This window comes from Halobacillus massiliensis (assembly GCF_900166625.1).
GTDB classification, from domain to species: Bacteria; Bacillota; Bacilli; order Bacillales; family Halobacillaceae; genus Halobacillus_A; species Halobacillus_A massiliensis.
Genome location: NZ_LT800499.1, coordinates 1,827,942 through 1,851,421, shown reverse-complemented (window position 1 = coordinate 1,851,421; position 23,480 = coordinate 1,827,942). Strand labels below are relative to the sequence as shown.

The following is a 23,480-nucleotide window of genomic DNA, read 5'->3' as shown; positions in this document are numbered from 1 at the left end:
TAAGTTAATCATATAAAAATCTCTACATAAAGTAAAACGTAAGCAATAGGTCAAAAATGCTATCTGCAAGTACTTTTATTATGAACAGCAGTAGAGGAATCATGCTAGCCCTTCACACATATTATGCAATAGAGAAGCCGCGCTACACAAAATGTAGCGCGGCTTCTTCGTTTACATGCAGTCACTAAATAACGAGGACTTACAGTGACATGCGCCATTTCATAATTTTAAGCACTTTCTTTCGGCGTTTCTTTGTTCTCATCTTCTACCGTTCCGTCTGTAAGGATCAGTTTAGGATAACTATTATCCTGAAGAACAGTCTCCTTCGTGATAATACATTTCTCAATATCGTCACGGGATGGAAGTTCATACATTACATCGAGCATAATGCCTTCAATAATGGAACGCAGACCACGTGCTCCTGTTTTTCTTTCAATCGCTAACTTGGCGATTTCACGCAGGGCTCCCTCTTCAAATTCAAGCTCTACATGGTCGATTTGAAGAAGTTTCTGATACTGCTTAACAAGAGCATTTTTTGGAGCCGTAAGAATTTCTACAAGTGCCTCTTCATCAAGCTGTTCAAGGCTTCCAATTACCGGAAGACGACCGATGAATTCCGGGATCAGCCCGTAGCTGAGCAAGTCTTCTGGAAGTACTCTAGTGAGCAGTTCACTTTTCTCTGCATCTGTCTCACTTGTACCAGCGCCAAAGCCAATTACTTTTTTACCAAGACGGCGTTTTATAATCTGTTCAATTCCATCAAAGGCACCGCCTACAATAAACAACACATTGGTTGTATCGATTTGAATAAATTCTTGATGAGGATGCTTCCTGCCGCCTTGTGGAGGAACGCTTGCCTGTGTTCCTTCAAGAATTTTCAGCAATGCCTGCTGAACTCCTTCACCAGACACATCACGTGTAATGGATGGATTTTCAGACTTACGGGCTACTTTATCTATTTCATCAATATAGATAATTCCTTTTTCAGCTTTTTCTACATCATAGTCAGCAGCCTGGATAAGCTTAAGAAGGATGTTTTCCACATCTTCCCCTACATAACCAGCCTCTGTAAGAGACGTAGCGTCAGCAATAGCGAAAGGAACATTCAAAATGCGAGCCAGCGTTTGAGCAAGAAGCGTTTTCCCGCTTCCTGTCGGCCCAAGCATAAGAATATTACTTTTTGACAATTCTACATCGTCATTTTTAACGCCAGCATTAATACGCTTATAATGGTTATAAACAGCAACAGACAAGTTTTTCTTCGCCTGATCCTGCCCGATTACATAATCATTTAAAATGCTGCGGATTTCTTGAGGCTTAGGAACTTCTTTGAATTCTACTTCTTCGTCGTTACCCAGCTCTTCTTCCACAATTTCTGTGCAAAGTTCAATACACTCATCACATATATAAACACCAGGACCAGCTACTAATTTACGAACTTGTTCCTGACTTTTGCCACAAAAAGAACATTTTAACTGCCCTTTTTCTTCATTAAATTTAAACATTCTTTTCACCCCTTCTTAAAATGACGCAATAGTTTGCAGCTGCATAACTACCCGTGGCACCTGAAATTGTGCACCCACTTCTTTTGCTCATCATAACAAATTAACTACAAACAAAAAAGCAATATCTTTTGAGAGGTGTGCTCTTTTACTATTACATCATCCTCATTATGTAGACATATCGCTTATAAGTCAAACAATAGGTACATCTATAGTATATGTAAAAATACGAGCTTTTCATTCATAAGATCTTCATTATTTTCCTGGTATTTCTAAAAAATATAGGAGAAGACAAGGCAGACTATATCACCTTGTCTTCTAATTATATTATTCTGCTTTACTATTATCTACTAAAACGTCAATAGCTTTACGAACTTTCAGGTCTTCTTTCACCATATCCGTATTACCGCCAAGCATTTGTGTCAACTGCGCTACGTCTGTCTGATACATAGATGCCATATTTTCTAATTCAGCATTTACGTCTTCCTCAGCAGCTTCCACATTTTCCGCCTGAGCAATTGCTTCAAGTGTAAGGTTCGTCTTCACGCGCTTGCCGGCGTCTTCACCCATTTGTTCACGCAGGGCGTCTTCGTCCTGACCAGTGAATTGGAAGTACATATCCTTAGTCATACCTTGCATTTGCAGGCGCTGTTCGAATTCGCTCACCATCCGGTCAAGCTCTGTGTCAACCATAGCCTGTGGAATTTCCACTTCTGCATTTTCACTAGCTTTTTGAACTAGAGTGTCACGCTTTTGATTTTCAGCATCAGTTTTCTTCTGCTCTTCAAGACGCTCACGAGTTTTCTTCTTAAGCTCTTCAAGAGATTCAACTTCTTCATCTACATCTTTAGCGAATTCATCATCAAGCTCAGGAAGTTCCTTACCTTTGATTTCATGAATTTTCACTTTAAATACAGCTTTTTTACCAGCAAGATCTTCTGCATGGTACTCTTCAGGGAAAGTAACCTCAACATCAGCTTCTTCTCCGGACTGTTTGCCGACTAGCTGTTCTTCAAATCCTGGAATGAAGGAACCTGAACCAATTTCAAGAGAGTAGTTTTCTGCTTGTCCGCCTTCAAATGCTTCGCCGTCAACGAAACCTTCGAAGTCCATAACAACAGTGTCGCCTTCTTCAACAGCGCCTTCTTCTTTAACAACTAGTTCAGCTTGACGTTCCTGCTGCTGTTTAAGTTCATTTTCAACATCTTCATCTGTTACTTCGGTGTCTACTTCTTCATAAGTAAGACCTTTGTATTCGCCAAGCTTAACTTCCGGCTTAACAATAACATCTGCCGTAAATACTAGAGGCTGGCCTTTTTCAATTTGCTGAACGTCAATTTCCGGACGATCAACCGGTTCAATACCTGTTTCTTCCACAGCATCAGAGTATGCTTTAGGAAGAACGATATCGATCGCATCCTGATAAAGTGACTCTACTCCAAAACGCTGTTCGAATAGTTTGCGTGGTACTTTACCTTTACGGAATCCAGGTACTTGCACCTGCTTAGAGACTTTTTTGAAAGCCTCATCTAATGCTTTATTAAAATCTTCCGCAGGGACTTCAACGGTTAGTGTGCCCTGGTTTCCTTCTTGTTTTTCCCATTTTGCTGACATAAAAAATTCCCTCCAACATCTATTTTCCTGTTCGTAATGATGACGATCATCATCTGATTCTATGATACTATTGATACACGAATCTTTTTTGCAACCACTACATTATAACATAAAGTTTTGTGCTTTCAACAATTGTGATAGAGTCCATACTTTTTAGCGGCCTGCAGCTGTAATAAGCTTATTCTCCTGCTAGAATCATATAATGCTGATCACACAATTCAATTTCTTCTTTATACTTGTGAATACGCCGATCGTCAGAAACTTTCTCGTAAGGTAGCTGTAAGTATTCATACCCCAGCTGTTTCAGGGCTTCTACTATTATATCAACCTCATGCTCTGTTGGATATAATGGATAGCGCACATAGCAATAATTTCTAAGAAGACGCTGCACCATTTCATACATAGTAGGGTTTTCCTGTTCAATCGCTCCAAGCCTCAATTGAATCTGCTGTATAATATAATCGGACTGAAAGGAATTAAGCTTCTCAGGAACAATTTCAATTTCACTCCCGAATTTTTTTATAGTTACAGTCTCGGCCATTTCCATATCCCGAAACCATAATATCATTTCAGTTTTAATGATCGGGTGAACCTCATTCTTCTTAAGCAGTTCTTTATATAATGTAAGATCGGCAGGCAAAGGCTGCTTTTTTAATTGGGAAATAGCGGCCCACTGCTTATGTAATTCATTTTCGCGAATCGCTTTCTCAAAATCCATTTCCAGTTGGTCGCTTTCTTCCTTATGGGCATCAGCTAATAATTTCTTAGTCACCTCATACATTTGCCAGAGCTGTGTACGGTTTTGGTGAGGAATATCTTCTGTCTCAAAAACTTCATCTAGCAGATCAATTAATTCCTGATAGCGATTATCCTGGAAGAGAATCGTAATATAAATATGTAAATACTGATAATAGTGATCTTCTTCTATTTTCATTTGTTCCTGACATAAATCTTCCGCTTTTTCGTACTGACCAAGCTCAATTAAGCTCATTAATAAGGCTGTAATCACTTCATGTGAAGCCACCTCATGATTTAATAAAGTCATAAAACTTTCAACAGCTTCTGTATAACGTTTTTCTTTAACAGCGTTAAATCCCACGTTTTCAAGGGTCGATTTCCACTTTGGGAACAATACAACCTCTCCATTTTGTTTATCCATAAGACACCCTTCCTAATATGTAAAATCCCATTCAATCATTTTAACCAAAATCTATATTTTTAAAACCGGTACGTTATGGAAAAAGCTATTGAAGCCATTCTTGTTTTAAAAAAACAAAGAAATAGTATCTTCATTTATCTTATAACAGGTAATATGTAAGAAACGCCTTTGAAATCATGCCTCTATCAGGTGTATAAGTTCAAGCAGTCTTAATTATTACGAAACTTCATTATACCATATCGGGCTTATCATACCTTAGCCGGGACATCTATATAGGACAGCAAATACAGGGGGAAGAATATAAACTTGTTTTCATGAATATATCATAGAAAATGATTAAGTAACAAAAGGAGCAGCAAAGATGGAAATTATCGAGTTAATTAAAGTGATTATTCTTGGTATTGTCGAAGGATTGACAGAGTTTGCTCCAATTTCTTCTACTGGACATATGATTATAGTAGATGATCTTTGGCTCCATTCAAATGAATTCCTAACCGGACATGCGGCAAATACTTTTAAAGTAGTTATTCAACTTGGTTCGATTTGTGCTGTTGTATGTGTTTTTAAAAATCGCTTTCAGACCTTACTAAGATCCTTTACGAGGTTCGAGCCTCGCCCTGTGAAACAATTAAGAATCAGTCATATAGCCGCAGGACTTGTTCCGGCTGTTGTTCTTGGCTTCAGTTTTGAAGATTATATTGATGAATATCTATTCTCAGCAGAAACAGTGGTGGTTGGTCTCGTACTCGGGGCATTTCTAATGATGGCTGCGGATAAATTAAGGATAAAAACACCGACTTCTGCTACAGTCGATCACATCACTTATAAACAGGCGATCATGGTGGGGCTTTTTCAATGTTTCGCCCTTTGGCCGGGGTTTTCCCGCTCAGGAGCCACAATTTCAGGTGGTGTGCTGCTTGGGATGAACTACCGGGCTGCGGCAGACTTCACATTTATAATGGCCGTGCCCATTATGTTTGGAGCAAGCCTTTTATCTCTAATTAAAAATTGGAACTACTTCAGCTTCGAATCTTTTCCTTACCTTGCAGCCGGATTTATCACAGCATTCATTTTCGCCCTGCTTTCCATCCGCTTCTTTTTGAGAATTATAGAAAGAATTAAGCTAATCCCTTTCGCCATTTACCGACTGGTTCTTGCAGCAGCTGTATATATCATTTTTATACAATAAAAAACACGCAGACTGCGTGTTTTTTACAATTCTTTTTTTAATAGTTCCGGCGGAGCTAAGACGTTTCCTTGAGCTAAAGGCACACCTAAATATTTCGCTATGGCCAGCTCATTAGGCTTTTCAACAGCTTTGATAATTAATTGGGCATTAAATTCGTGGCAATATCTATTAATCCCCTCAACAATAAACTGCTTTTCTTTTGAAGTGTCCAATTCTGTAGTTAAAAACCGGTCAAGCTTAATATAGTCCGGTTTTAATTCAACCAGCCTCTCCATCGCGGAATATCCTTTACCAAATCCATCAATGGCTGTTCTAATTCCAAGCGATCTGATCCACTCAAACGCCTCATTAAATTTTTTATAATCTTGTATGATCTCAGACTCACTAATTTCAAGAATAAATTGATAAGATGAATACTCTTCGTTTAAACCGCTTATAAAGGGATAAAAGGAAGCATTCATTATGGTGGAAGGATAGATATTAAAGAACAGCAAGCCATCAGTAGAGGTATAACCTTCATAAATGTAATACTTTAAAGCTTTCTTAATCGATAACGTATCTAATTCATATAATTTCCCTTCTAGTCTTGCCTTTTCGAAGACTTCTGCCGGATTAGAATCCCATTCGGTTCTCAACAACACTTCATATCCGGCTTTCTTCCACGTGAACAAATTGAAAATAGGCTGGAAATGGTGGGAAAACGACTTGTCGGATAATAGTTTGTCAATCGAAGTCATCAATACACCCTCTAATATTATTTTTTATGTAAAAAAGTATAACCATTATATTCAAAATACACGAAGCATTGGAAAAATTCCATATAAATAAGTATTTTTCTTCCTATTTATTGAAGTCAAAATCCTTCTTCTTCTTTCAGTTTTAGAATCTTTTCTTTCTCAATGTGCTGCCTAAAGAACCTAGGAGTAAACAGACAATCAAACTTTTCTTTTAAAATCAAACTATTGGCCCGAATCTTCATTTTTTCATCTCTTTTACCATCATACCTTTTAATTAAGCAGGTCCCACTCCCTGCCATTCGACAATTCCTTCTACTATTCATCATCCCGCTTCCAAGCCTATAGACCCAGATGTAAGAAAGAGTTTAGAAAACCTGTTTTTCCATAATATAGTATAATGTGACAGAAGTATCGTATGTTTAAAGGAGGAATTCATTTGTCGAAGAAAGCGATTACATTAATGATGACAGCTGGATTAGTTTTAAGTGCTGCTCCCCATTCTGTTTTAGCTGACCCGCCTGCAGTAAACGAAAATGCAGATCAAGCATTTGATAACAAAATCATAAAGAAAATCAGCCCGGACCGTCTATATGACCGTGTTGATCTTCTTTCAAAAGCACCGCGTGAAGCAGGCACACAAGGTGAGTATGATGCGGTTCAATACATAAAAGGCGAATTCGAAAGCTATGGGCTTGACACCGAGCTTCAGCCCTTTACTTTCCAGGAATGGGATGGAGGATCATCTTCTCTTATGGTAAACGGTTCAACCTTTACAGATGATGTTCACTCGTTTAACGGCTCTGTGAACGGGTCTGTAGAGGCGGCGATTGAATATGTCGGATTAGCCACTACAGAAGAAATCCCTGATTCTATTAAAGGAAAAATTGCTTTAGTAGAAAGAGGATCTATCCCTTTTTATGATAAAGTACAAAACGTCTTAGATAAAGGAGCAGCAGGTGTCATTATGTTTAACGGTCCAGGACAGGCCGGCAGTCATTTCGGCTATACCTATGAAGGCCAGGACATCCCAGCTGTAGCCATTACACGTGAAGCAGGCTTATCACTAGTCGAACAGCTTCAGTCCGAAGAAGTAATTGCTAATCTTACAGTTGAAGGCGCTGGAACGATTGACAAGACGTCCTACAATGTAATTGCTACAAAGAAACCTCATAAGAATAAAGATACCGGACAGATTATCAACATCGGAGCTCACCATGATTCGGTTGCAAACGGGCCTGGAGCTAATGATGATGCTTCTGGTGTATCTGGAGTTTTAGAACTGGCGAAAATTATGGCCAACACACCTACAGATACGGAGTTAAGATTTATTACGTTTGGTGCGGAGGAAAAAGGACTGGTAGGTTCCTATCACTATGCTTCCACACTATCTCAAAATGAGGTTGACCGTACAGCAGCTCACTTCCAGATGGATATGATCGGGAGCCGTGATGCCGGCGATTTAATTATGTTCACTCCGGATGGAAATAAAAACCTTGTCACTGATCTCGGAGCTTCTGCAGGTGCCCGGGTAGCAGAAGTAGTAGAGTATGGAAAGCTTGGGCGAAGTGACCATGTACCTTTCTTTGAACGTGGCATCCCAGCAGCTCTATTTATCCACGCTCCACTTGAACCATGGTATCACTCGCCTGACGATACGATAGATAAAATAAGTAAAGAAAAACTTACGGAAGTAACTAAAATAGTTGGAGCAGCCGTCTACCAAATCGCTCGCCCTGACACTCCTGCATTAGAAAGAGCCAGAGTTGCACCAGGCCCTGTTCACTATGAATTTGATGATCGTCCGTTATAAAAAAATTCCAGCTTCCCGACTTGGGAAGCTGGAATTTTTACTTTTTATTAGAAATATTGCGCCCTTTCCAATCCATTTCTTTAGAAAAGAACGTCTTAAGAAGGGAATAGATAAACAATAAAACAAAAAACAAAAAATAAACAGGAATAAGCAGTGCGTCATACCATTTGAAGCTGCCGATTTCCTTCAAAGTCCGATAAAGCCATATGCTAATAAAGAAATAGCCTGCGAGGCTCCACCAGCCCGCTTTTTCCAAATTCGTAAGAAATGAGGCTAGCGCTGAGATCCATAAAATATTTGCGGCCGTCATCACGGGAGATGCTGATTTCGCTCCTGAAGCAAAGCTCTTACTCCAGCCATTAATTACCTTTCTCAGGCTGGCAGGATACATTCTCATATTTACGATACCTTTCCCGCTGTATGCAAAAGTTTTTATTCCCTTCGATTGTGCTCTCCGTGCCATAGAAAGATGCTCGACGATTTCCTTACGAATCGAATGGTGGCCCTCCAGCTCCCAGTAAGTATTTTGATAAATAAGCAAACAAGGACCAAATCCGCCTTGCACCCCCAAATATTTTTTAAGTATCGGCGTTATTCCGGATGAAGAGAATACGACAAGGTGAAAGACCGCTGACAATTTTTCCCAAAATGAACACATATAGTGATAAGGATGTACAGTGACGAGAGCTTTTGTTCCTGTTGTTACTATGTATTGAACGAGCTTCTCTGGTCCATCCTTCGAAAACCAAGTATCTGCATCAAGAAATAGCAGCACTTCTCCAGACGCTTCTTTAGCACCATTATAGCAAGCCCAGGATTTCCCCATCCATTCTTTCGGCAAAGGCGGCGCCTGGATCGCTGTTGCTCCAAACTTTACTGCTATCTCATATGTACGATCGTCAGATTGATCATCCACAACAATAACTTCTCTTTTATCGTCGTAATCCTTCATTAATGTAGAGAGAAGTCTTTCTAAATTTTTCTCTTCATTTCTAGCTGGAATAATGATCGAGTAAGAAACATTGCTCCTGGCTTTTACGTCAGGAAAAGAAACTTTATGCCAAAATAGAAAAACAGTCATTATCCCAGCTATAACCATAAGCCACATTGCTCTCACCTCATTGCAGATTCAGACCCTTTTGAGACTGATTATTCAGTGCTTTGGGTTATCTTCCTTTTATACAGGGTACCATATTATAAAAAAAGGGGAATACACGATGCTTACTTCTATAGCTGCAAAAATTTTACGACTGCTCCCAAACAAAGCAGTATTACAACCGATGGTAGACCATAAGGAAGTCGAAGAAGTTAGAGACATTCTCATAGAAACAAGCGTAAAAGATACATATATCACTTGTTATTATCCTTTTAATGCATCGAATGATAAATTGCCAGTTTATATTAATTTTCATGGCGGCGCCTTCATTATGCACAATAAAAATATGGATGATCCTTATTGCCGCTACATTGCTAATCAGACAGGCTGTGCAGTAATAAACATTGATTATGCTAAGGCTCCGGAATATCCGTTTCCCAAACCGATCAAACAATCGTATGAAATATATCAATGGATCTTAAACCAAGCAGATAAATTAAAAATAGATCCCCATAAAATTATTGTAGGCGGACATAGTTCAGGCGCCAGTATTGCTAACGCTTTGACACTAACTCTAAAAAAGCATAAAAAGCCCCTCCCCCTGCTCCAAATATTAACGTGCCCGATGCTTGACTTTGTAACACCGCATGCAGAAAAACCCGAGGACGACCCCTTGCGAAAAAAATTTCCTCAGGCGGCACACTTTATTAATAGGTGCTACATTCCTGAAGCCGGTCAGGCCAAAAATCTCCTTGTTTCTCCTGTGTTTACCGGGAATGTAGAAGGGCTTCCAAGAACCGTCATCCTCTACGCAAATTGCGATGCTTTTTCTGCTGAGGCTGAAAAATATATTGAGAAGTTAAAGCAAGCCCAAGTGGATGTTCATGGAGTAAATTTCCGTAAATGTACACACGCTTTTACTCACCTCGGCCCAAAAGAACAAGCCGGGATAGCCTGGGGGATAATTATTAAGGAAATTCAAGAAATCTACCATAATTAAAAGTCCTTATTCTAAAGTTAAATAATCTGCTTTCAATCCATTGCCTGTTCAGACAAAATAATTATATTTATATAACGTTACTGAGAGGGGTTTCAAGGTGTATAAAATTGGACGTACAATTAATGGAAAGAATTATCATTTAAGGGATACCGTAACGAACGAAGATAAAATCGTCCATCATCAAAGATCCGCGGAACTTCTAGTGAGAATAATAAACACAAAATCAAAGCTTCCGTATCAGTGGGTAGCAAAGAGAACTCATCGCTAATTTTACCTATTTGTCTTCCCTTTCATATAACTAAGAAAGAAGCTGAATCTCTTGATTCAGCTTCTTTCATTTTCATACATCGATAATGTTTAACAGTCTCTTGATGATTGAACAGCTTTCTGACGAGAGGTATTTATTTGAGGAATACAAATTAATTCATTTACCACTTAAACCAATATTTATCTATTATAGCTAGAAAACGCTGAACCTATTGTAAGATAAGAGATTCAGCGTTTATTTAAATAGGTTTCCCAGTGGATATTCGAACTCTCGATACACACTTAGTTCCATCATCCTTATGGATACTACTTTAGACACTTTAGCAATTTTGACTTTCAGCCAACTACATCTGCACTCATCTCTCCATTCAATAGGTGGATGCACATCTGCAGCACTTCAATATTGGATAGAAGATTAAGTAAAGAATATAATTCATCAATTGACTAAAACTAGAGTCCATTTAAATTTGCTTTATTCCACTCCTATAATTAAACCAAATTGCTTTCGGATAGATTTGGTTTCAATCCGTTCATAGGGTTCGTCCTTTCAAAAGCGTATGCGACTTGCAGCACATCTTCTTCTTTAAACGCTTTACCCATGATCTGCATTCCTACCGGCAATCCGTTGCTCAATCCGCAAGGGATAGATATGGATGGCAGGCCGGTGAGGTTACCAGGCAGCGTAAATCGGATGATGTGATCGAGAAAGCTCACAATTTCGCTATTTAGCGATAATGTGTCCGCCCCAATATCAATTGGTGTAAAAGGAAGCGTCGGACTAATTATAACATCCACTTGCTTCATTGCTTCAGCAAATTCCACATCGAGCTGTCTTCGAATCTGCTGAGCCTGCAAATAGTCAACTGCTGAAGGCACTTCACCTGCTTCTAACAATAGTCTTACATCTTCCCCGAAATCCTGCGACCGTTCTATTAAGTTGGAGTGGTGGACTGTGCTTGCTTCCGTCATGATAGTGATCAGCTCAGCAAACTCAGCATTTTTCAAGGAGGGAATATCTACATGGACGACATTGGCTCCCATATTTTCTAACTTTCGAATACCGGCTCTTACCAGCGCTTCCACCTCAGAATCGACGTTACGGAAGAAATATTCTTCATTAACACCAATGACCATTCCGCTAATATCTTTTTTCAAGTTTTCCGTGTAGGCAGCGGTCGGTACATCGACCGTTGTCGGATCGTTAGAATCGAAACCGGCGATTGCTTCTAATAAGATTGCAGCATCAGTCACCGTTTTAGCCATCGGACCAATATGATCGAGTGACCAGGCAAGCGGGAAACAACCATACTTACTCACCCGTCCATGAGTCGGCTTCAACCCAACAATTCCACAACTTGAAGCCGGAATACGGATAGACCCTCCCGTGTCCGTCCCCAACGAGGCGATCGTCATATCAGCTATAACCGCAGCTCCCGAACCGCCGCTTGACCCGCCTGGTATTTTTTCTAAATTCCAAGGGTTACGGCACGGACCATAGTGAGGATTAGCCGTTGTCGCTCCCCAGGCATATTCATGCATGTTCAGCTTACCAGTAAACACTACCCCTGCTTCCTTCAACTTGGATACGACGGTCGACTCATAACTCGGAATAAAGTCCTGATGGATTTTTGAACCTATCGTAGCGACTTCTCCTTCAAAGAAAAAAATATCTTTTAAAGCCATCGGTATCCCATGGAGTTTTCCACGGTAATTTCCGTTCAATATTTCCTTTTCATGTAAAAGTGCCATATCAATTGCATGGTCTTCAGTGATAGAAATGAAGGCATTCACCTGGTCGTTCAAATTCTTCGCCCGCTCCAGTGTAGCTTTTGTCACCTCAACCGGGGAGACTTCTTTTTTTCGAATCAGTCCACTCAACTCATCAATTGTTTTCGAATATAACCGCTCCTTACTCATGTTCACGCCTCCTTATAGGTCTGTGGTACAAGCCAATTTCACAATCATTTAAATAACGAACGTCCAGCCCTTTTCTAAGAACATCGAGTCCTTCCATCTGTTGAGTAATCTTACTGCAGTCTTCTTCTGAAACATTCAAATTTCTAGCTGAAAAATAGGTTTTCAACAATTCCTGCACGACTATCACCCTTTTTATAAAATTTTTAAATATCCTGTTTTGTCTATAAACACAGTTATCCGTAATATTCTGCATAATAACCTTTAATTCCTGTGGTGAATTATGAGAGGTTTTGTTGAAGAACGTTGAAATGGCAGAAGAAAGTAAAAGAAATTGCAGAAGTTGGTCTATACGAAGCCAACTTCTGCAATTAGAATCCTGACCCCATCCCAAAGGGGGCGTTCATGTCTCAAATCTTCATTCACTCCATACAGAAAAAACGATGAATCTCTTGATAACACAAGAGATTCATCGTTTTTTTAGTTAGCGTCCCAGAAGAGATTCGACTCCCGACCCTCAGCTTAGAAGGCTGGTGTTAGGAAGTCACTCTACCTTGAAACCATATTTCCGCTTAAATGTGTTAAAACTAAAAAATTCCCTGTACCCAATAGTGATCAACTTTTAAGGTAAGGGGTTAATTTTTCCATAGAAAGGGCCAGTTTTTTTGCATTTTTTTCATATAATGCTTTTGCTGAAGGTGAATCCGTTGCTAAAGCAAAAAGTTCTAGATCGGCCTGACATTTTTTTATGTTTGCTAATAATAAAGGGCGATCCTGGGGAGTAGTAACTTGAATTTCATCATCGTATAAATCAATGGTTAAAGAACCATAAGAATCTACCTGCGCGATGAAGACTTTATCAATAGTTGTTTCCTGCTTCTCGAGCTCCATAATTAACCATTCCTGATCTTTTCCAACTTCATGTAAAGGTTTATCCATAATTTTTCCATCCATAATAACAATATGGGGTTCTTTTTCATTCATACTTTCTAAACCCAGATCCTTGCGGGTAACAGGACGATAATCTTTTTTAGGGAGTACACTGAGCTTTCCGTCCGCTTCCAGCACCGCATACTCTACTTCCGCAATTTCAAAAATATCCTTTCCTCGTAACAGCTGCAGAAGTTCATCAAGGGTATATTTTTCTTTCTTTAAACTTTGTTCCAACACTTTCCCATCTTTTATCAAAACAGTAGAGGTTCCGTCGACAAAATCCCGTACTTTTTTACTATGAAGGGCCAGAAGGCCAATTAAAAATGGAAAAACAGCAAAAATAGCAGTCCCAAGAATACCGTGCCATATATTATTTTCTAACCCCATTATTACTTCAGCAGCAATACTACCTATTGTAATCCCTGTTACATATTCGAAAAAAGTAAGCTGTGATATTTGTTTCTTTCCTAATAATTTCGTTAAAAAGAACAAAACAATTAAAAAAAGAGTTCCTCTATAAAGCACCTCAAACCCGTCTGTCACTATTCTTTCCTCCTTAATTAAAACCCTTTATACTGTTCCTCTTCCCGTTCTAATTCCATTACCCGCTTTTTCACATCTTTTTTGATATCTTCCATAACTAGTGTTTGTTGATGGAAAAGCTGCCTTGCTGCTTCATCACTTGATTCAATGGAAAGCTTTGAAAGAATGGCTTCTATGTTTTTTAAAGTAGCTAAACACTGTTTTACATTAGCTCCGACGGTCATACTGCTCACTCCTTTTCAAATGAAGAAAAAAACGCCCGCAGCTTATTCGGAGCGATATTGCGGTTCTTCCTGCTCTATTATCTGAATACGCGGTGTTATACTTTCAATAATACTTTGCGTCTGCACTGCCGCTTGTTCATAAAGCTTCTTAGCTTTCTTGATTTTCTGTACTGAGGGCAAATGTTTCAAAATTTGCTTGAGCACTTTTTAAACTAGCCACGGTTTGTTTCATATCACTAATTACAGTGATTTTGCTCATCCTTTTTATTTTCATGTGAGATTATTTTTTCTCAAATCATCCAAGTTATGACTTCCTATTTTTTCAATAAAAACAATCTAGCCATGTGCTGGAAAGTTTCAGATCATATAGATAACAGGCCGTTCAAATGGTTTGATCCTTTTTTCAAAAAATTAGTGATACTTTTTAGTTATCTGTTTATTCTAAGGGCTATTGATTAAACTACCTGTTATGGAGGTGTTTATTAATGGCTGAGAACCAGAATGACAGTCAGCAAATAAGCAAAGAGAACCCTAATTCCAACCCTTCAGGAACAAACCCTGAAAAAGTAAAACAAGAAATTCAAAAGGATGTAAGTAATGGGGTTGGATCTATGACGGCTCGTGAAGCTGGATCAATGAGAGATTAAATCGCGATTACTGGAGGCCTTTGAAAGGTGATGCTTGCCGAATAGGGCCGTCTATCTTTTTTAATCAACATTAGATTTCCACACAAACTAAATGAAAAAGAGTGACTTTCTTTGTTTTATAAAAGGAAGTCACTCTTTTTTTCTTGGCCAATCAACAGAGAGAAGAATTAATTGCTTATGCAACCCCAAACCCTTCATAATAATAAAAACGCTGAATCCCTTGATGCACAAGAGATTCAGCGTTTTTTAGTTAGCGTCCCAGGAGAGATTCGAACTCCCGACCCACAGCTTAGAAGGCTGTTGCTCTATCCAGCTGAGCTACTGGGACATGTAAAAAGATTAAGTTTTGTAGACCAATTATAGTCTGAGCACCTGTCGTCCCGATTGTCGAAGAAGCATTTCATTGATGTAAAAAAATCAGTACGTTGATGTTTTTTCATAGAAGCTTATTCGTTCATGCTCTATCCAGCTGAGCTACTGGGACATTTTTGAAAAGTCAGCATTACTACCATAACATGATTAAGTGCTGTATTTCAAGAAAATTTTGACGTTAGGATTATGTAAATTTGGAGCGGGTGAAGGGAATCGAACCCTCGTCATCAGCTTGGAAGGCTGAGGTTTTACCATTAAACTACACCCGCGTATATTAAGTTTCATTAGCCATGTTCTTACATGCTTCTTCCTCTCCAAGCTTATTCAAGAAAGTGAATGCGTCGAAGCAACTCGCAGTTGATTCGGCAGAAGATTATGCTCGTGGCTGAGGTTTTACCATTAAACTAGACCCGCATTTATGTAGTGACTTTTTTTTCGGACAAGAATAAGTATATAAATATATCGCTCATTTGTCAACAGAGTGCAGCAAAGAAATTTAATTCTTTGCCGCAAGTGTTGTTTGTATTTGCAGTTCCGGCATCGGCTCGCCATCTACGTGATAGAACTGTAATTTTACTTCTTCAGGTGTTTCCCACTCTAATATAGCATACGTAGGTTCTTTTCGATCTCTGGGCTGACGGGCACTTCCCGGATTAATAAAAAGTTTACCGTTTATATTCTCTGCCCCTGCCATGTGGGAATGGCCAAAACAGGCAACCTGCGCTCCTGCTTCATCTGCCCTGTAAGACAATGGCATCAGCGTTGATTTAATTTGATGGAGGTGGCCATGAACAACGAGAAAGGTTACTCCATCGACAGTAAATACCTGCTCCTCTTCCATTTCCGGCTGAAAATCACAGTTTCCTTTGGCGTAATAAAAGCCTTCCAGTTCTTTGGAGTCAATATCCAACTCTGAATCACCGCAGTGAATCATGGCTGCTGTTTCTTCCTTGTGGCGTTCTTTAATGTCAATTACTTTGTCAGTTAGACCATGGGTATCGCTGATTATGAGTACCTTAGTCAATTAATCACCTCATTTTTAAAGATCTTTCAAATGCTTCTCAATTTTAACGAGGGCGTTTTTACGATGACTGATTGAATTTTTTTCATCTGGTGTATGTTCAGCCATCGTCCGGCTTTCTCCAGAAGGAATAAATAAGGGATCATAGCCGAAGCCCTGAGTTCCTTTTTGTTCTTTCGCAATAGAACCTTCACAAGTGCCTCGTTCTACAATGGAATCTGATCCTGGTCGGGCAATCGCAATGGCGCAGACAAACCGGGCGGTGCGGTCTTCTGGATTTACTCCGCTTAATGCCAGCAATAGTTTCTCCATATTTTTCTGGTCATCTTTCTCTATACCCGCATAACGGGCCGAGTAAATCCCCGGCTCCCCATTTAAGGCATCCACTTCCAGACCTGAATCGTCAGCGATGACTGTAAGGTTAAACTGACTTGCAATAGCTTCTGCTTTAATTAAAGCATTTTCCTCAAATGTTGTGCCCGTCTCCTTTATATCTTCGACAGGCTCTTTTAAATCTAACAGGGAGTACCCTTCAAGATCATATTTCCCTAACATTTCTTTAAATTCTTTAGCTTTGCCATTATTTTTTGTAGCAATGATCACTTTCTTCATCATTACACGCTCCGCTTTTTTTCTATGACTTCTGCCCAGGGGCCGATAGCTTCTTTCTGAATCGTAATCAGATTTTCAATTCCTTCCTGAGCTAATCCGAGCATCGTTTGCAGCTGATTAACTGAAAATGTAGATTCTTCTCCCGTCCCTTGTAACTCCACAAATTCACCCTGCCCAGTCATGACAACGTTCATATCCACTTGTGCCTGACTGTCTTCTGTGTAGCAAAGATCAAGGATTTCCTGACCTTCATTTAAAACTCCAACAGAGATTGCTGCTAAAAAGTCGTTAACCGGTAATTCTTTAATTGTGCCTTTATCTATCAATTTGCCGAAAGCCAGCACAACTGCAGTAAATGCTCCTGTGATCGAAGCGGTTCTCGTACCACCGTCAGCCTGTATCACATCACAATCGACCCATAACGTTCGTTCACCCAATTTTTCAAGGTCAACAACCGCACGTAGTGCTCTGCCAATAAGCCGCTGTATTTCCATTGTTCGGCCTGAAACTTTTCCTTTGGAGGATTCACGAATATTTCTTTGTTCTGTAGCTCTTGGGAGCATTGCGTATTCTGCTGTAATCCAGCCTTTTCCCTGCCCTCTTAGAAAAGGAGGAACCCGGTCTTCCACACTGGCGTTACAAATTACTTTCGTATCACCAAAGCTGATTAATACGGATCCTTCGGGGTGTTTAATATAATCTGTTTCAATTTTTATATTTCGTAGTTCATTTGCTTCTCGATGATCTGATCTCATTGCCTTACTTCCTCCCTTTGCAACAACCTTTTTCCTTGCTTATCGTAACATAATCCTTATGATGTTTACAGAAACAAATAAGAGCCACTATCTTTATAGTGGCTCTTATTCTTTACTATTATAAGCTTTTTGGTTTCTGCACATCGGTTTGGGTAACCGGCTCTGTGATTGCTTCTCCTGCTTCGTTCATAACTTCCTCCATGCCCTCCACTTTAACCTGGACAGAATCAACCTCTGGAAGACTCGTTAAACTCATAACAAGACTGGATAAAGCATCATTGGATAAGGCCTTTGCTTCCTCGCCCGTCAGAAGTGCTTCATTAAAGGTAACTGTAAGCACTCCTTCGTTTAACTCCGCATTTTTCACTTCGGCCCCTTCATTAAATGGCTGAAGAAGGGAAGTGCCTAAAGCTGGTCCTTCTAAAAGGGTTTGAGCGACTGATGTATAGAGATTTTCCTCATTTGCTACACGAGTAGTTACAGGCACTTGATAAACCTCTTGCCCATCCTGCTGGGAAGGATAGTATACGGTTACTGGTTCACTGTTTACAGGATCACTGACTGCACTTTCTTGAATATTTATCCCATCAGATCGGGAAACCCCATCAGAAATAGGGGTTCCGTTGACAGGCATTGTTTGCAGCTCATGGCCATTGACCCAGAGCTTAATTTTTTCCACCCCGTCAAACTGGGTGAGTGTGTAAGTCATAGACTGAAGGATCTTTTCTTCTTCTTCCGGTTTATAGCTTTCAAATTCTTTAGATACATCCACAACCATCGTACCGTCTTCTTTCAAGTTAACGCCTTTAATCTGAGTACCGGCAGGCAGGACGGCAGAGAACCCAGAAGGGAGTAGTTCTGAGACTGGTCCATCTTTCACCAGGTATTCCAGCGCCTGTGCTGCTACCTCTTTTGAAGCCGGTATTTCAAGTGTTTGAGGAACGACCATACCGTTAGAATCAAGTAAGTATAATTCTCTTTCTACAGTTCCTGCTGCTTCTTCTTCCTTTCCATCTTCCTCTGTGCCTTTTTCTGTACCTGCTTCATTATCTTCAGCAACTTCTGCAGTGGTTTCAGTATTCACTTCTTCCTCAGGAGGACCGTCCATATCCTCCATTGACTGCTCACCTTCAAAGAAACAGCCGGAAAGCAATCCTAATGTTAGAAGAGCAACAATTGATAAGGGCTTAATGCCGCTTGTTTTCATTCCTTTCCCTCCCAATGATAGTTTGTACTACCATATATACGAGCTTTTAGAGGGAATAGACTAGAAATTATTGCAAAGCCATAAAAAAAAGCCCCGAATTATTTTACGGAGCTTGGCATAGGATGAAGATTTACTAATTCTAATAATTGTACGGGATGATCAAGCCACTGATCTGCCACACTTCTAAACTTTTCTATATCGCCTGTTGAGTAAAATTCATGAACAGGAGACTCCTCCCATTTCGCCAGAGATTTATTGTAGGCAAGGATTAAGCTTGCCTCACGGGCTGTTTCTTCACCCGAGCTGATCACTTGAATATGTGTACCCATCTCTGCCTGGACAAGATCTTTAATAATCGGATAATGTGTACATCCCAAAATAAGTGTATCGAGTCCTTGTTTCCCTTTTAAAGGAGCGAGTGTACGCTTCACAATCGCTTTAGCCTCTTCCCCATGAAGGATGCCATTCTCAATCATTGGAACAAGTGGCGGACATGCCAAACCTTCTACCAGGATTGAACTGTCGATTTCTTTTAAAGCTTTAGAATAAGCTTTACTCTGAATCGTCCCCTCTGTACCAATCACCCCAATGTTTTTACGCTGACTGCTGCTGATAGCAGCTCGTGCGCCCGGCTCAATAACCCCGATAACAGGTATATCTAGTTCATTTTGAAGTTCAGTCAGTGTATAGGCTGTCGCTGTGTTACAAGCAACGATCAGCATCTTAATATTTTTTTCCAGCAGGTAATGAACCATTTCCCACGTATAGCGCTTCACTTCTTCTTTAGGTCTTGGACCATATGGACACCTTCTCGTGTCCCCTAAATATATATATTTTTCTTTCGGCAGCTGGCGCATGAGCTCACGTGCTACCGTCAGTCCCCCTACTCCTGAATCAATGACACCTATAGGCTGTTGCAAGTCAATCCCTCTTTCTATCTATCAAGCATTTCCTGATGTAGCAATGCTAACAATTTATTTAAAGTTTCTACTTCATTTTCCGAGAACTCGGTTAAGACGTTTTTTAAATACTCTTGTCTTTTCTCAATAACTTCCTGAATAATATTTTTTCCTTTTTCCTGGACATGGATCCGTACGACACGACGATCTTTTGGATCCCTGACTCTTTCAACGAGTACATTTTTTTCCATGCGGTCAACTAAATCTGTTGTTGTACTGCACGCTAAGTGAATATGGTTGGATAACTCCCCAATAGTTAAATCACCTTTATCCACCAGCCATTGCAAAGCGACAAACTGAGGGGCTGTTATCGGATAGTTATCCAGAATTTCTCTTCCCTTTTGCTTAATAATTCCAGATATGTATCTTAATTCTTTTTCTACGTCGGCAACCATCGATGCCTGGTGTGAGTGAGTCACTGTTCGAGCACTCCTAATCAATAGTTTATTCATTTATTTTTACGCTTTTATTCCGAAATTACAAGTAAAACCTTTGAAAGTGAAAATCCTCTCAGGACTTGAGGTTCCATTAAATATCAAATCCTGAAAGGTCTTTCAGTCACGCCTGCTACTTACAATCGATGTGCTAAAGCTTTAATTCACCCATACGCAACAGTTCTACTACAGCCTGTGACCGTCCCTTTACACCAAGTTTCTGCATTGCGTTAGAAATATGGTTTCTTACGGTCTTCTCGGAAATGAATAATTCTTTAGCAATTTCCCTGGTCGTCTTATCCTGAACTAACAGTTCAAAAACTTCCCGCTCGCGTTTTGTAAGAATTTGTGTCGGCCTATAGCCCTCCTCCTTCACAAGCGTACCCCTCCTTGTTATCTAGAGCTCTATCGGAAGGAATTATTTAGTCTTGATATCGTATGAAAGGAGGTATGGCCCTGTGCGCGACTGTTTACGTTTTAGATATTAGTCCAAATTCCTGGGCTTTGAATAAGGCCTCTGTACGAGATTTAACCGTAAGTTTATTAAATATTCCCGTTAGTGTATATTCAACACTCCGCTGCGACATATGAAGAGCTTGAGCGATTTCCCTGTTGGTCAGTCCAGAAGCGACTTCTTTTAAAATCGATTGCTCTTTTTCATTTAAAGAAATGCCGCTTCCTTCCACTTTGGAAGTTTCACTAATGCTTGCTTCTGTTCTGCGCAGCTGCTTAAACAGGTGAAGCGGAAGAACAACCTCATCCCTTAGAGCACAACGGATTACGTTGAGCAGCTGTTCACTAGTGGCTGTCTTGCTTACAAACCCATTTATATTAGCTTCAACAAGCATATTAAAATGGGTACTCAAGTCAAACCCGGTATAAATTAAAATCACTACATCCGGATGGTTTTTTCTTAATTCTTTTGCTAAATCCACTCCGCTCATTCCAGGCATATATAGATCAAGCAGCAAAACATCATAGGAATGCTGTGCCATCATAGCTTCTGTATCTTTTGCTTTGTCTATGACATCCACCTGCATATCTTCTTCCTGCTCAAGCATCGCTTTCGTTCCGGCCCCTACTGCCGGGTGATCGTCTACAATTAAAACTTGCGTCATATTTTAACCTCCCTGGCTGCAATTGGAAATGTTATAACAGCCTTAAAGCCTGCATTAGGAGCTGTTTCTATATTCAGCTGTCCATCTAAACCATGCACACGCTGTTCCATTCCGGATAACCCAATGTGTGAAAACAGATCCCTCTGGAAGGAATGATCCATTCCCTGGCCGTTATCTGTATACAAAAGAGTGACTTCACTATTTGTATTAGACAGACTCAGTTTTACTATTTTAGCTTCCGAATGTTTCATTGCATTGGACAATAGCTCCTGAACAATTCGAAAGATAGCCAGCACCCTCTCCTGATCGAGCTCCTGATCGAAATGGTGGTGAGTAAAGTATACCGTGAAATTAGATCGAAGCTGATACTGCTCAATCAGGTTTTCAAGGGCATGTACGAGGCCTAACTCTTCAATAAAGGCAGGCCGTAACTCATTACACGTTTCTCTAATTAAATGGATACTGTCTAAGATGGATTCTTTAAATATGCTAAGCTCCGCTTTCAACGTTTTAGGAAGATCATCCCGCTTACAAATTAAATCATCCATTTTTCTATATAAGTACAGCTGTTCCTGAAGAACAGTATCGTGTAAATCGATCGACAGCTGTTTTCTTTGATTCTCGGCAATCGAAAATAACAGTCTGGACAGCCAGGCTGGATACTGCTGGGTTTGATCGCTCCTGAGCGTTCGCAGTTCTTTTAATAAATCTTCTATTAAATTCATATTTTCAATGGCGATGTTCGCATTATGGGAAATGGTCTGCAGGTATGTTTTTTCATCCCGGTTTAATGCTGTGAAATCTTTTTTTCCTTCACACCAGATCATCGTAGCTTTTTCAAGGGAGAAACCTACTATCACCCCGAAACCTTTATTTGTCTCAATCACCGATCCAATATCATGGCTGCTTAAATCGAAATTTTTGTTAAAATGATCCATTATTTGTTCTGGCAGTGGATCGTACACACAATACATCGGCTTATCTAAGTGCCTGGAAAAGATATAAATGTGACGAACGTTCAAAACACTGTTGATTTCTGAGCGCATGACTTTCATAAGATCAACAGCATTTGTTTGATCCTTCATATCTTTTGCCATACGGTGCATACTTTCCTGGTAGCTGTATCTGGCAGCAAACAAATATTTCTGGAGACGAAAATCCAGAATTTCTTTTAATGTTAAAAACAAGATCAATATAAAAAATATGCTGAGAAAAATTTCAATAATATTAGAAGCGCTCAAACGGTCTCCAATTGTAATGGCCAAAATCATAAGTATGGCAAAGCTGGGGACCAAAGAGATGATCGCATAATATCTTAAACGTCCGATATAAAAGTCAATATCAATTAATTGCTCACGAGTAACCAGATACATAAAAGTAGCTGGAAGTACAAGAAGAAAAATGGCCGCAACTTCAAGTGGTATAAATTTACTTCCAATTGTCAGTCCAGGCATTAAATATAAGATTATATAAGGCGTGAAAGCTGCTGTCATTGCAAAAGAGATGTATTTGAAAATAACTCCATGTGACCGGTCTTTATACAAATAAAGCCCCCTGTAAACAATAAAGAATAAGAGTATATATTCCAGCAGCAATAAAACACGCGGGATCTCAAAAAAGTACGGGGGATAATAGACTAAGGCTAAAAAAACACTATCCATAATACCGATAATCAATACATTTATATACAGAAAATGAATCCACTTTTTTGAAAACCAAAAAACTTCAAACTCAGCGAAATAATTATATAAGAAATGAATAAGGACTACCGGAGCTAATAAAAAAAGAGAGGTATTTAAAAACACACTAAATAAATCATTCCTGACAGCTCCGCTTGCACTGAGATAACCTAACCCAATTAAAAAAAAGAAAAGCACGAGAAGGTGGGCGGAAAATCGTTTTTCCACCTTTTTCTTAACGATGTAGGCTATCCATAGCACGGTTATTATATATAAAAACGGAAGGACGATAAATAAGGCCCAGTGAAGTATGGAAGACTGTTCAATTCCTGTATATACCACTGGCTCCCCGTCGGATATAATACTAAAAGAGTCCGTATTTTCAATCCTACTAAACATAGGGATCGTATAATGCTCTTCTGGAGGACGTTTATTTATAGAGGTGACTTCAGCCCCTAAAGGCACATCATTCCTGTCTGCCCACGAACCATGGCTAATATGCGTAATTTTCAAGGTTTCATCTAAATATTCAGCTTTAATCCCAAGAAAGGGTTGATTGATACTAATAATTGTAATATAGCTGGCTGAGGCGATAACAAAAAGCAACAACCCCAACTCTTTCCAGGTAAACATCTTCATACTGCCTTCCACCTTCATTTAAAATCAGTACTACTTATTATACTACTTC

General features: G+C 39.6%; 23 protein-coding genes, 2 tRNA genes and 1 pseudogene. 5 read left to right on the top strand and 21 right to left on the bottom strand.

Going from position 1 to position 23,480, the window contains the following annotated elements; genetic code table 11:
• Window positions 1–227: 227 nt before the first annotated feature.
• From clpX to B7E06_RS09125, 3 genes are all read right to left on the bottom strand, one after another.
• Window positions 228–1,505 (bottom strand): ATP-dependent protease ATP-binding subunit ClpX, encoded by a 1,278-nt coding sequence (clpX, locus tag B7E06_RS09135; RefSeq protein ID WP_082233681.1) that lies wholly within the window; start codon window positions 1,503–1,505, stop codon window positions 228–230.
• Window positions 1,506–1,829: 324 nt separating this feature from the next.
• On the bottom strand, window positions 1,830–3,116 hold the full coding sequence (tig, locus tag B7E06_RS09130; RefSeq protein ID WP_082233680.1) for a trigger factor: 1,287 nt from the start codon (window positions 3,114–3,116) through the stop codon (window positions 1,830–1,832).
• A gap of 178 nt (window positions 3,117–3,294) precedes the next feature.
• Complete coding sequence (locus B7E06_RS09125; protein ID WP_082233679.1) at window positions 3,295–4,275, bottom strand: tetratricopeptide repeat protein; 981 nt, start codon at window positions 4,273–4,275, stop codon at window positions 3,295–3,297.
• Between the two features lie 361 nt (window positions 4,276–4,636).
• Here B7E06_RS09125 and B7E06_RS09120 point away from each other — a divergent pair, with 361 nt between their 5' ends.
• Window positions 4,637–5,464, top strand: a complete 828-nt coding sequence (locus B7E06_RS09120) for an undecaprenyl-diphosphate phosphatase (protein WP_082233678.1) — start codon at window positions 4,637–4,639, stop codon at window positions 5,462–5,464.
• Window positions 5,465–5,487: 23 nt separating this feature from the next.
• Here the strand turns inward: B7E06_RS09120 and B7E06_RS09115 are convergent, their stop codons facing one another.
• Window positions 5,488–6,201 (bottom strand): EAL domain-containing protein, encoded by a 714-nt coding sequence (locus tag B7E06_RS09115; protein WP_082233677.1) that lies wholly within the window; start codon window positions 6,199–6,201, stop codon window positions 5,488–5,490.
• Window positions 6,202–6,637: 436 nt separating this feature from the next.
• Between B7E06_RS09115 and B7E06_RS09105 the strand changes: the two genes are divergently transcribed.
• The gene (locus tag B7E06_RS09105) at window positions 6,638–8,011 is read left to right on the top strand and encodes a M28 family peptidase (RefSeq protein WP_082233675.1); all 1,374 of its coding nucleotides are present in this window, start codon (window positions 6,638–6,640) and stop codon (window positions 8,009–8,011) included.
• A gap of 37 nt (window positions 8,012–8,048) precedes the next feature.
• Here B7E06_RS09105 and B7E06_RS09100 read toward each other — a convergent pair whose 3' ends face one another.
• A complete protein-coding gene (locus tag B7E06_RS09100; RefSeq protein ID WP_082233674.1) occupies window positions 8,049–9,119 on the bottom strand; it encodes a glycosyltransferase family 2 protein in 1,071 nt (356 codons plus the stop codon).
• Window positions 9,120–9,228: 109 nt separating this feature from the next.
• On the opposite strand from B7E06_RS09100, the gene B7E06_RS09095 reads away from it, so the two are divergent.
• Complete coding sequence (locus B7E06_RS09095) at window positions 9,229–10,107, top strand: alpha/beta hydrolase (RefSeq protein WP_082233673.1); 879 nt, start codon at window positions 9,229–9,231, stop codon at window positions 10,105–10,107.
• A 97-nt stretch (window positions 10,108–10,204) separates the two neighbouring features.
• Window positions 10,205–10,375 (top strand): hypothetical protein, encoded by a 171-nt coding sequence (locus tag B7E06_RS21850; protein WP_179134029.1) that lies wholly within the window; start codon window positions 10,205–10,207, stop codon window positions 10,373–10,375.
• Between the two features lie 488 nt (window positions 10,376–10,863).
• Here the strand turns inward: B7E06_RS21850 and B7E06_RS09090 are convergent, their stop codons facing one another.
• From B7E06_RS09090 to B7E06_RS09070, 5 genes and pseudogenes are all read right to left on the bottom strand, one after another.
• Window positions 10,864–12,291, bottom strand: a complete 1,428-nt coding sequence (locus B7E06_RS09090; RefSeq protein ID WP_082233672.1) for an Asp-tRNA(Asn)/Glu-tRNA(Gln) amidotransferase GatCAB subunit A — start codon at window positions 12,289–12,291, stop codon at window positions 10,864–10,866.
• Window positions 12,284–12,469, bottom strand: a complete 186-nt coding sequence (locus B7E06_RS09085) for a hypothetical protein (RefSeq protein ID WP_143414474.1) — start codon at window positions 12,467–12,469, stop codon at window positions 12,284–12,286. Before B7E06_RS09085 ends, B7E06_RS09090 begins: the two co-directional genes overlap by 8 nt.
• Window positions 12,470–12,903: 434 nt before the next feature.
• Entirely contained in the window at window positions 12,904–13,764 is an 861-nt protein-coding gene (locus B7E06_RS09080) for a DUF421 domain-containing protein (RefSeq protein ID WP_082233670.1), read from the bottom strand.
• Window positions 13,765–13,781: 17 nt separating this feature from the next.
• A complete protein-coding gene (locus tag B7E06_RS09075) occupies window positions 13,782–13,988 on the bottom strand; it encodes a DUF1657 domain-containing protein (protein WP_082233669.1) in 207 nt (68 codons plus the stop codon).
• A gap of 42 nt (window positions 13,989–14,030) precedes the next feature.
• Window positions 14,031–14,238, bottom strand: a pseudogene (locus tag B7E06_RS09070) (DUF1657 domain-containing protein).
• 235 nt (window positions 14,239–14,473) lie between these two features.
• Between B7E06_RS09070 and B7E06_RS21845 the strand changes: the two are divergent.
• Complete coding sequence (locus B7E06_RS21845; RefSeq protein WP_179134028.1) at window positions 14,474–14,635, top strand: hypothetical protein; 162 nt, start codon at window positions 14,474–14,476, stop codon at window positions 14,633–14,635.
• Window positions 14,636–14,889: 254 nt separating this feature from the next.
• On the opposite strand, the gene B7E06_RS09065 is transcribed toward B7E06_RS21845, so the two are convergent.
• From B7E06_RS09065 to B7E06_RS09015, 11 genes are all read right to left on the bottom strand, one after another.
• A tRNA-Arg gene (locus tag B7E06_RS09065) sits at window positions 14,890–14,963 on the bottom strand.
• A 239-nt stretch (window positions 14,964–15,202) separates the two neighbouring features.
• A tRNA-Gly gene (locus B7E06_RS09060) sits at window positions 15,203–15,276 on the bottom strand.
• Between the two features lie 227 nt (window positions 15,277–15,503).
• Window positions 15,504–16,031 (bottom strand): metallophosphoesterase, encoded by a 528-nt coding sequence (locus B7E06_RS09055; protein ID WP_082233668.1) that lies wholly within the window; start codon window positions 16,029–16,031, stop codon window positions 15,504–15,506.
• Between the two features lie 15 nt (window positions 16,032–16,046).
• Window positions 16,047–16,643: an XTP/dITP diphosphatase gene (locus B7E06_RS09050; protein ID WP_342743621.1), complete on the bottom strand. Its 597-nt coding sequence runs from the start codon at window positions 16,641–16,643 to the stop codon at window positions 16,047–16,049.
• Window positions 16,643–17,395 (bottom strand): ribonuclease PH, encoded by a 753-nt coding sequence (gene rph, locus B7E06_RS09045; protein WP_082233666.1) that lies wholly within the window; start codon window positions 17,393–17,395, stop codon window positions 16,643–16,645. The genes B7E06_RS09050 and rph overlap by 1 nt, the downstream gene beginning before the upstream one ends.
• A 118-nt stretch (window positions 17,396–17,513) precedes the next feature.
• Window positions 17,514–18,602 carry a GerMN domain-containing protein gene (locus B7E06_RS09040; protein ID WP_082233665.1) on the bottom strand — a complete coding sequence of 363 codons (1,089 nt, stop codon included), beginning with the start codon at window positions 18,600–18,602 and terminating at the stop codon, window positions 17,514–17,516.
• A gap of 98 nt (window positions 18,603–18,700) precedes the next feature.
• Entirely contained in the window at window positions 18,701–19,522 is an 822-nt protein-coding gene (racE, locus tag B7E06_RS09035) for a glutamate racemase (protein ID WP_082233664.1), read from the bottom strand.
• 14 nt (window positions 19,523–19,536) lie between these two features.
• Window positions 19,537–19,956, bottom strand: coding sequence for a MarR family winged helix-turn-helix transcriptional regulator (locus tag B7E06_RS09030; RefSeq protein WP_082235966.1), 420 nt, complete (start codon window positions 19,954–19,956; stop codon window positions 19,537–19,539).
• A gap of 190 nt (window positions 19,957–20,146) precedes the next feature.
• Window positions 20,147–20,371, bottom strand: a complete 225-nt coding sequence (locus tag B7E06_RS09025; RefSeq protein WP_082233663.1) for a helix-turn-helix domain-containing protein — start codon at window positions 20,369–20,371, stop codon at window positions 20,147–20,149.
• A 94-nt stretch (window positions 20,372–20,465) separates the two neighbouring features.
• Window positions 20,466–21,113, bottom strand: a complete 648-nt coding sequence (locus tag B7E06_RS09020) for a response regulator transcription factor (RefSeq protein WP_082233662.1) — start codon at window positions 21,111–21,113, stop codon at window positions 20,466–20,468.
• A complete protein-coding gene (locus B7E06_RS09015; RefSeq protein WP_179134027.1) occupies window positions 21,110–23,431 on the bottom strand; it encodes a sensor histidine kinase in 2,322 nt (773 codons plus the stop codon). The genes B7E06_RS09020 and B7E06_RS09015 overlap by 4 nt, the downstream gene beginning before the upstream one ends.
• Window positions 23,432–23,480: the final 49 nt, after the last annotated feature.

Excerpts from the sequence above, each read along its gene's own strand:
- B7E06_RS09020 (WP_082233662.1), bottom strand. The coding sequence starts at position 21,113 with ATGACGCAAGTTTTAATTGTAGACGATCACCCGGCAGTAGGGGCCGGA.
- clpX (WP_082233681.1), bottom strand. The coding sequence starts at position 1,505 with ATGTTTAAATTTAATGAAGAAAAAGGGCAGTTAAAATGTTCTTTTTGT.
- B7E06_RS09050 (WP_342743621.1), bottom strand. The coding sequence starts at position 16,643 with ATGATGAAGAAAGTGATCATTGCTACAAAAAATAATGGCAAAGCTAAA.
- rph (WP_082233666.1), bottom strand. The coding sequence starts at position 17,395 with ATGAGATCAGATCATCGAGAAGCAAATGAACTACGAAATATAAAAATT.
- B7E06_RS09075 (WP_082233669.1), bottom strand. The coding sequence starts at position 13,988 with ATGACCGTCGGAGCTAATGTAAAACAGTGTTTAGCTACTTTAAAAAAC.
- B7E06_RS09120 (WP_082233678.1), top strand. The coding sequence starts at position 4,637 with ATGGAAATTATCGAGTTAATTAAAGTGATTATTCTTGGTATTGTCGAA.
- B7E06_RS09030 (WP_082235966.1), bottom strand. The coding sequence starts at position 19,956 with ATGGTTGCCGACGTAGAAAAAGAATTAAGATACATATCTGGAATTATT.
- B7E06_RS09100 (WP_082233674.1), bottom strand. The coding sequence starts at position 9,119 with ATGTGGCTTATGGTTATAGCTGGGATAATGACTGTTTTTCTATTTTGG.
- B7E06_RS09040 (WP_082233665.1), bottom strand. The coding sequence starts at position 18,602 with ATGAAAACAAGCGGCATTAAGCCCTTATCAATTGTTGCTCTTCTAACA.
- B7E06_RS09015 (WP_179134027.1), bottom strand. The coding sequence starts at position 23,431 with ATGAAGATGTTTACCTGGAAAGAGTTGGGGTTGTTGCTTTTTGTTATC.
- tig (WP_082233680.1), bottom strand. The coding sequence starts at position 3,116 with ATGTCAGCAAAATGGGAAAAACAAGAAGGAAACCAGGGCACACTAACC.
- B7E06_RS09125 (WP_082233679.1), bottom strand. The coding sequence starts at position 4,275 with ATGGATAAACAAAATGGAGAGGTTGTATTGTTCCCAAAGTGGAAATCG.
- B7E06_RS09115 (WP_082233677.1), bottom strand. The coding sequence starts at position 6,201 with ATGACTTCGATTGACAAACTATTATCCGACAAGTCGTTTTCCCACCAT.
- B7E06_RS21845 (WP_179134028.1), top strand. The coding sequence starts at position 14,474 with ATGGCTGAGAACCAGAATGACAGTCAGCAAATAAGCAAAGAGAACCCT.
- B7E06_RS09095 (WP_082233673.1), top strand. The coding sequence starts at position 9,229 with ATGCTTACTTCTATAGCTGCAAAAATTTTACGACTGCTCCCAAACAAA.
- B7E06_RS09090 (WP_082233672.1), bottom strand. The coding sequence starts at position 12,291 with ATGAGTAAGGAGCGGTTATATTCGAAAACAATTGATGAGTTGAGTGGA.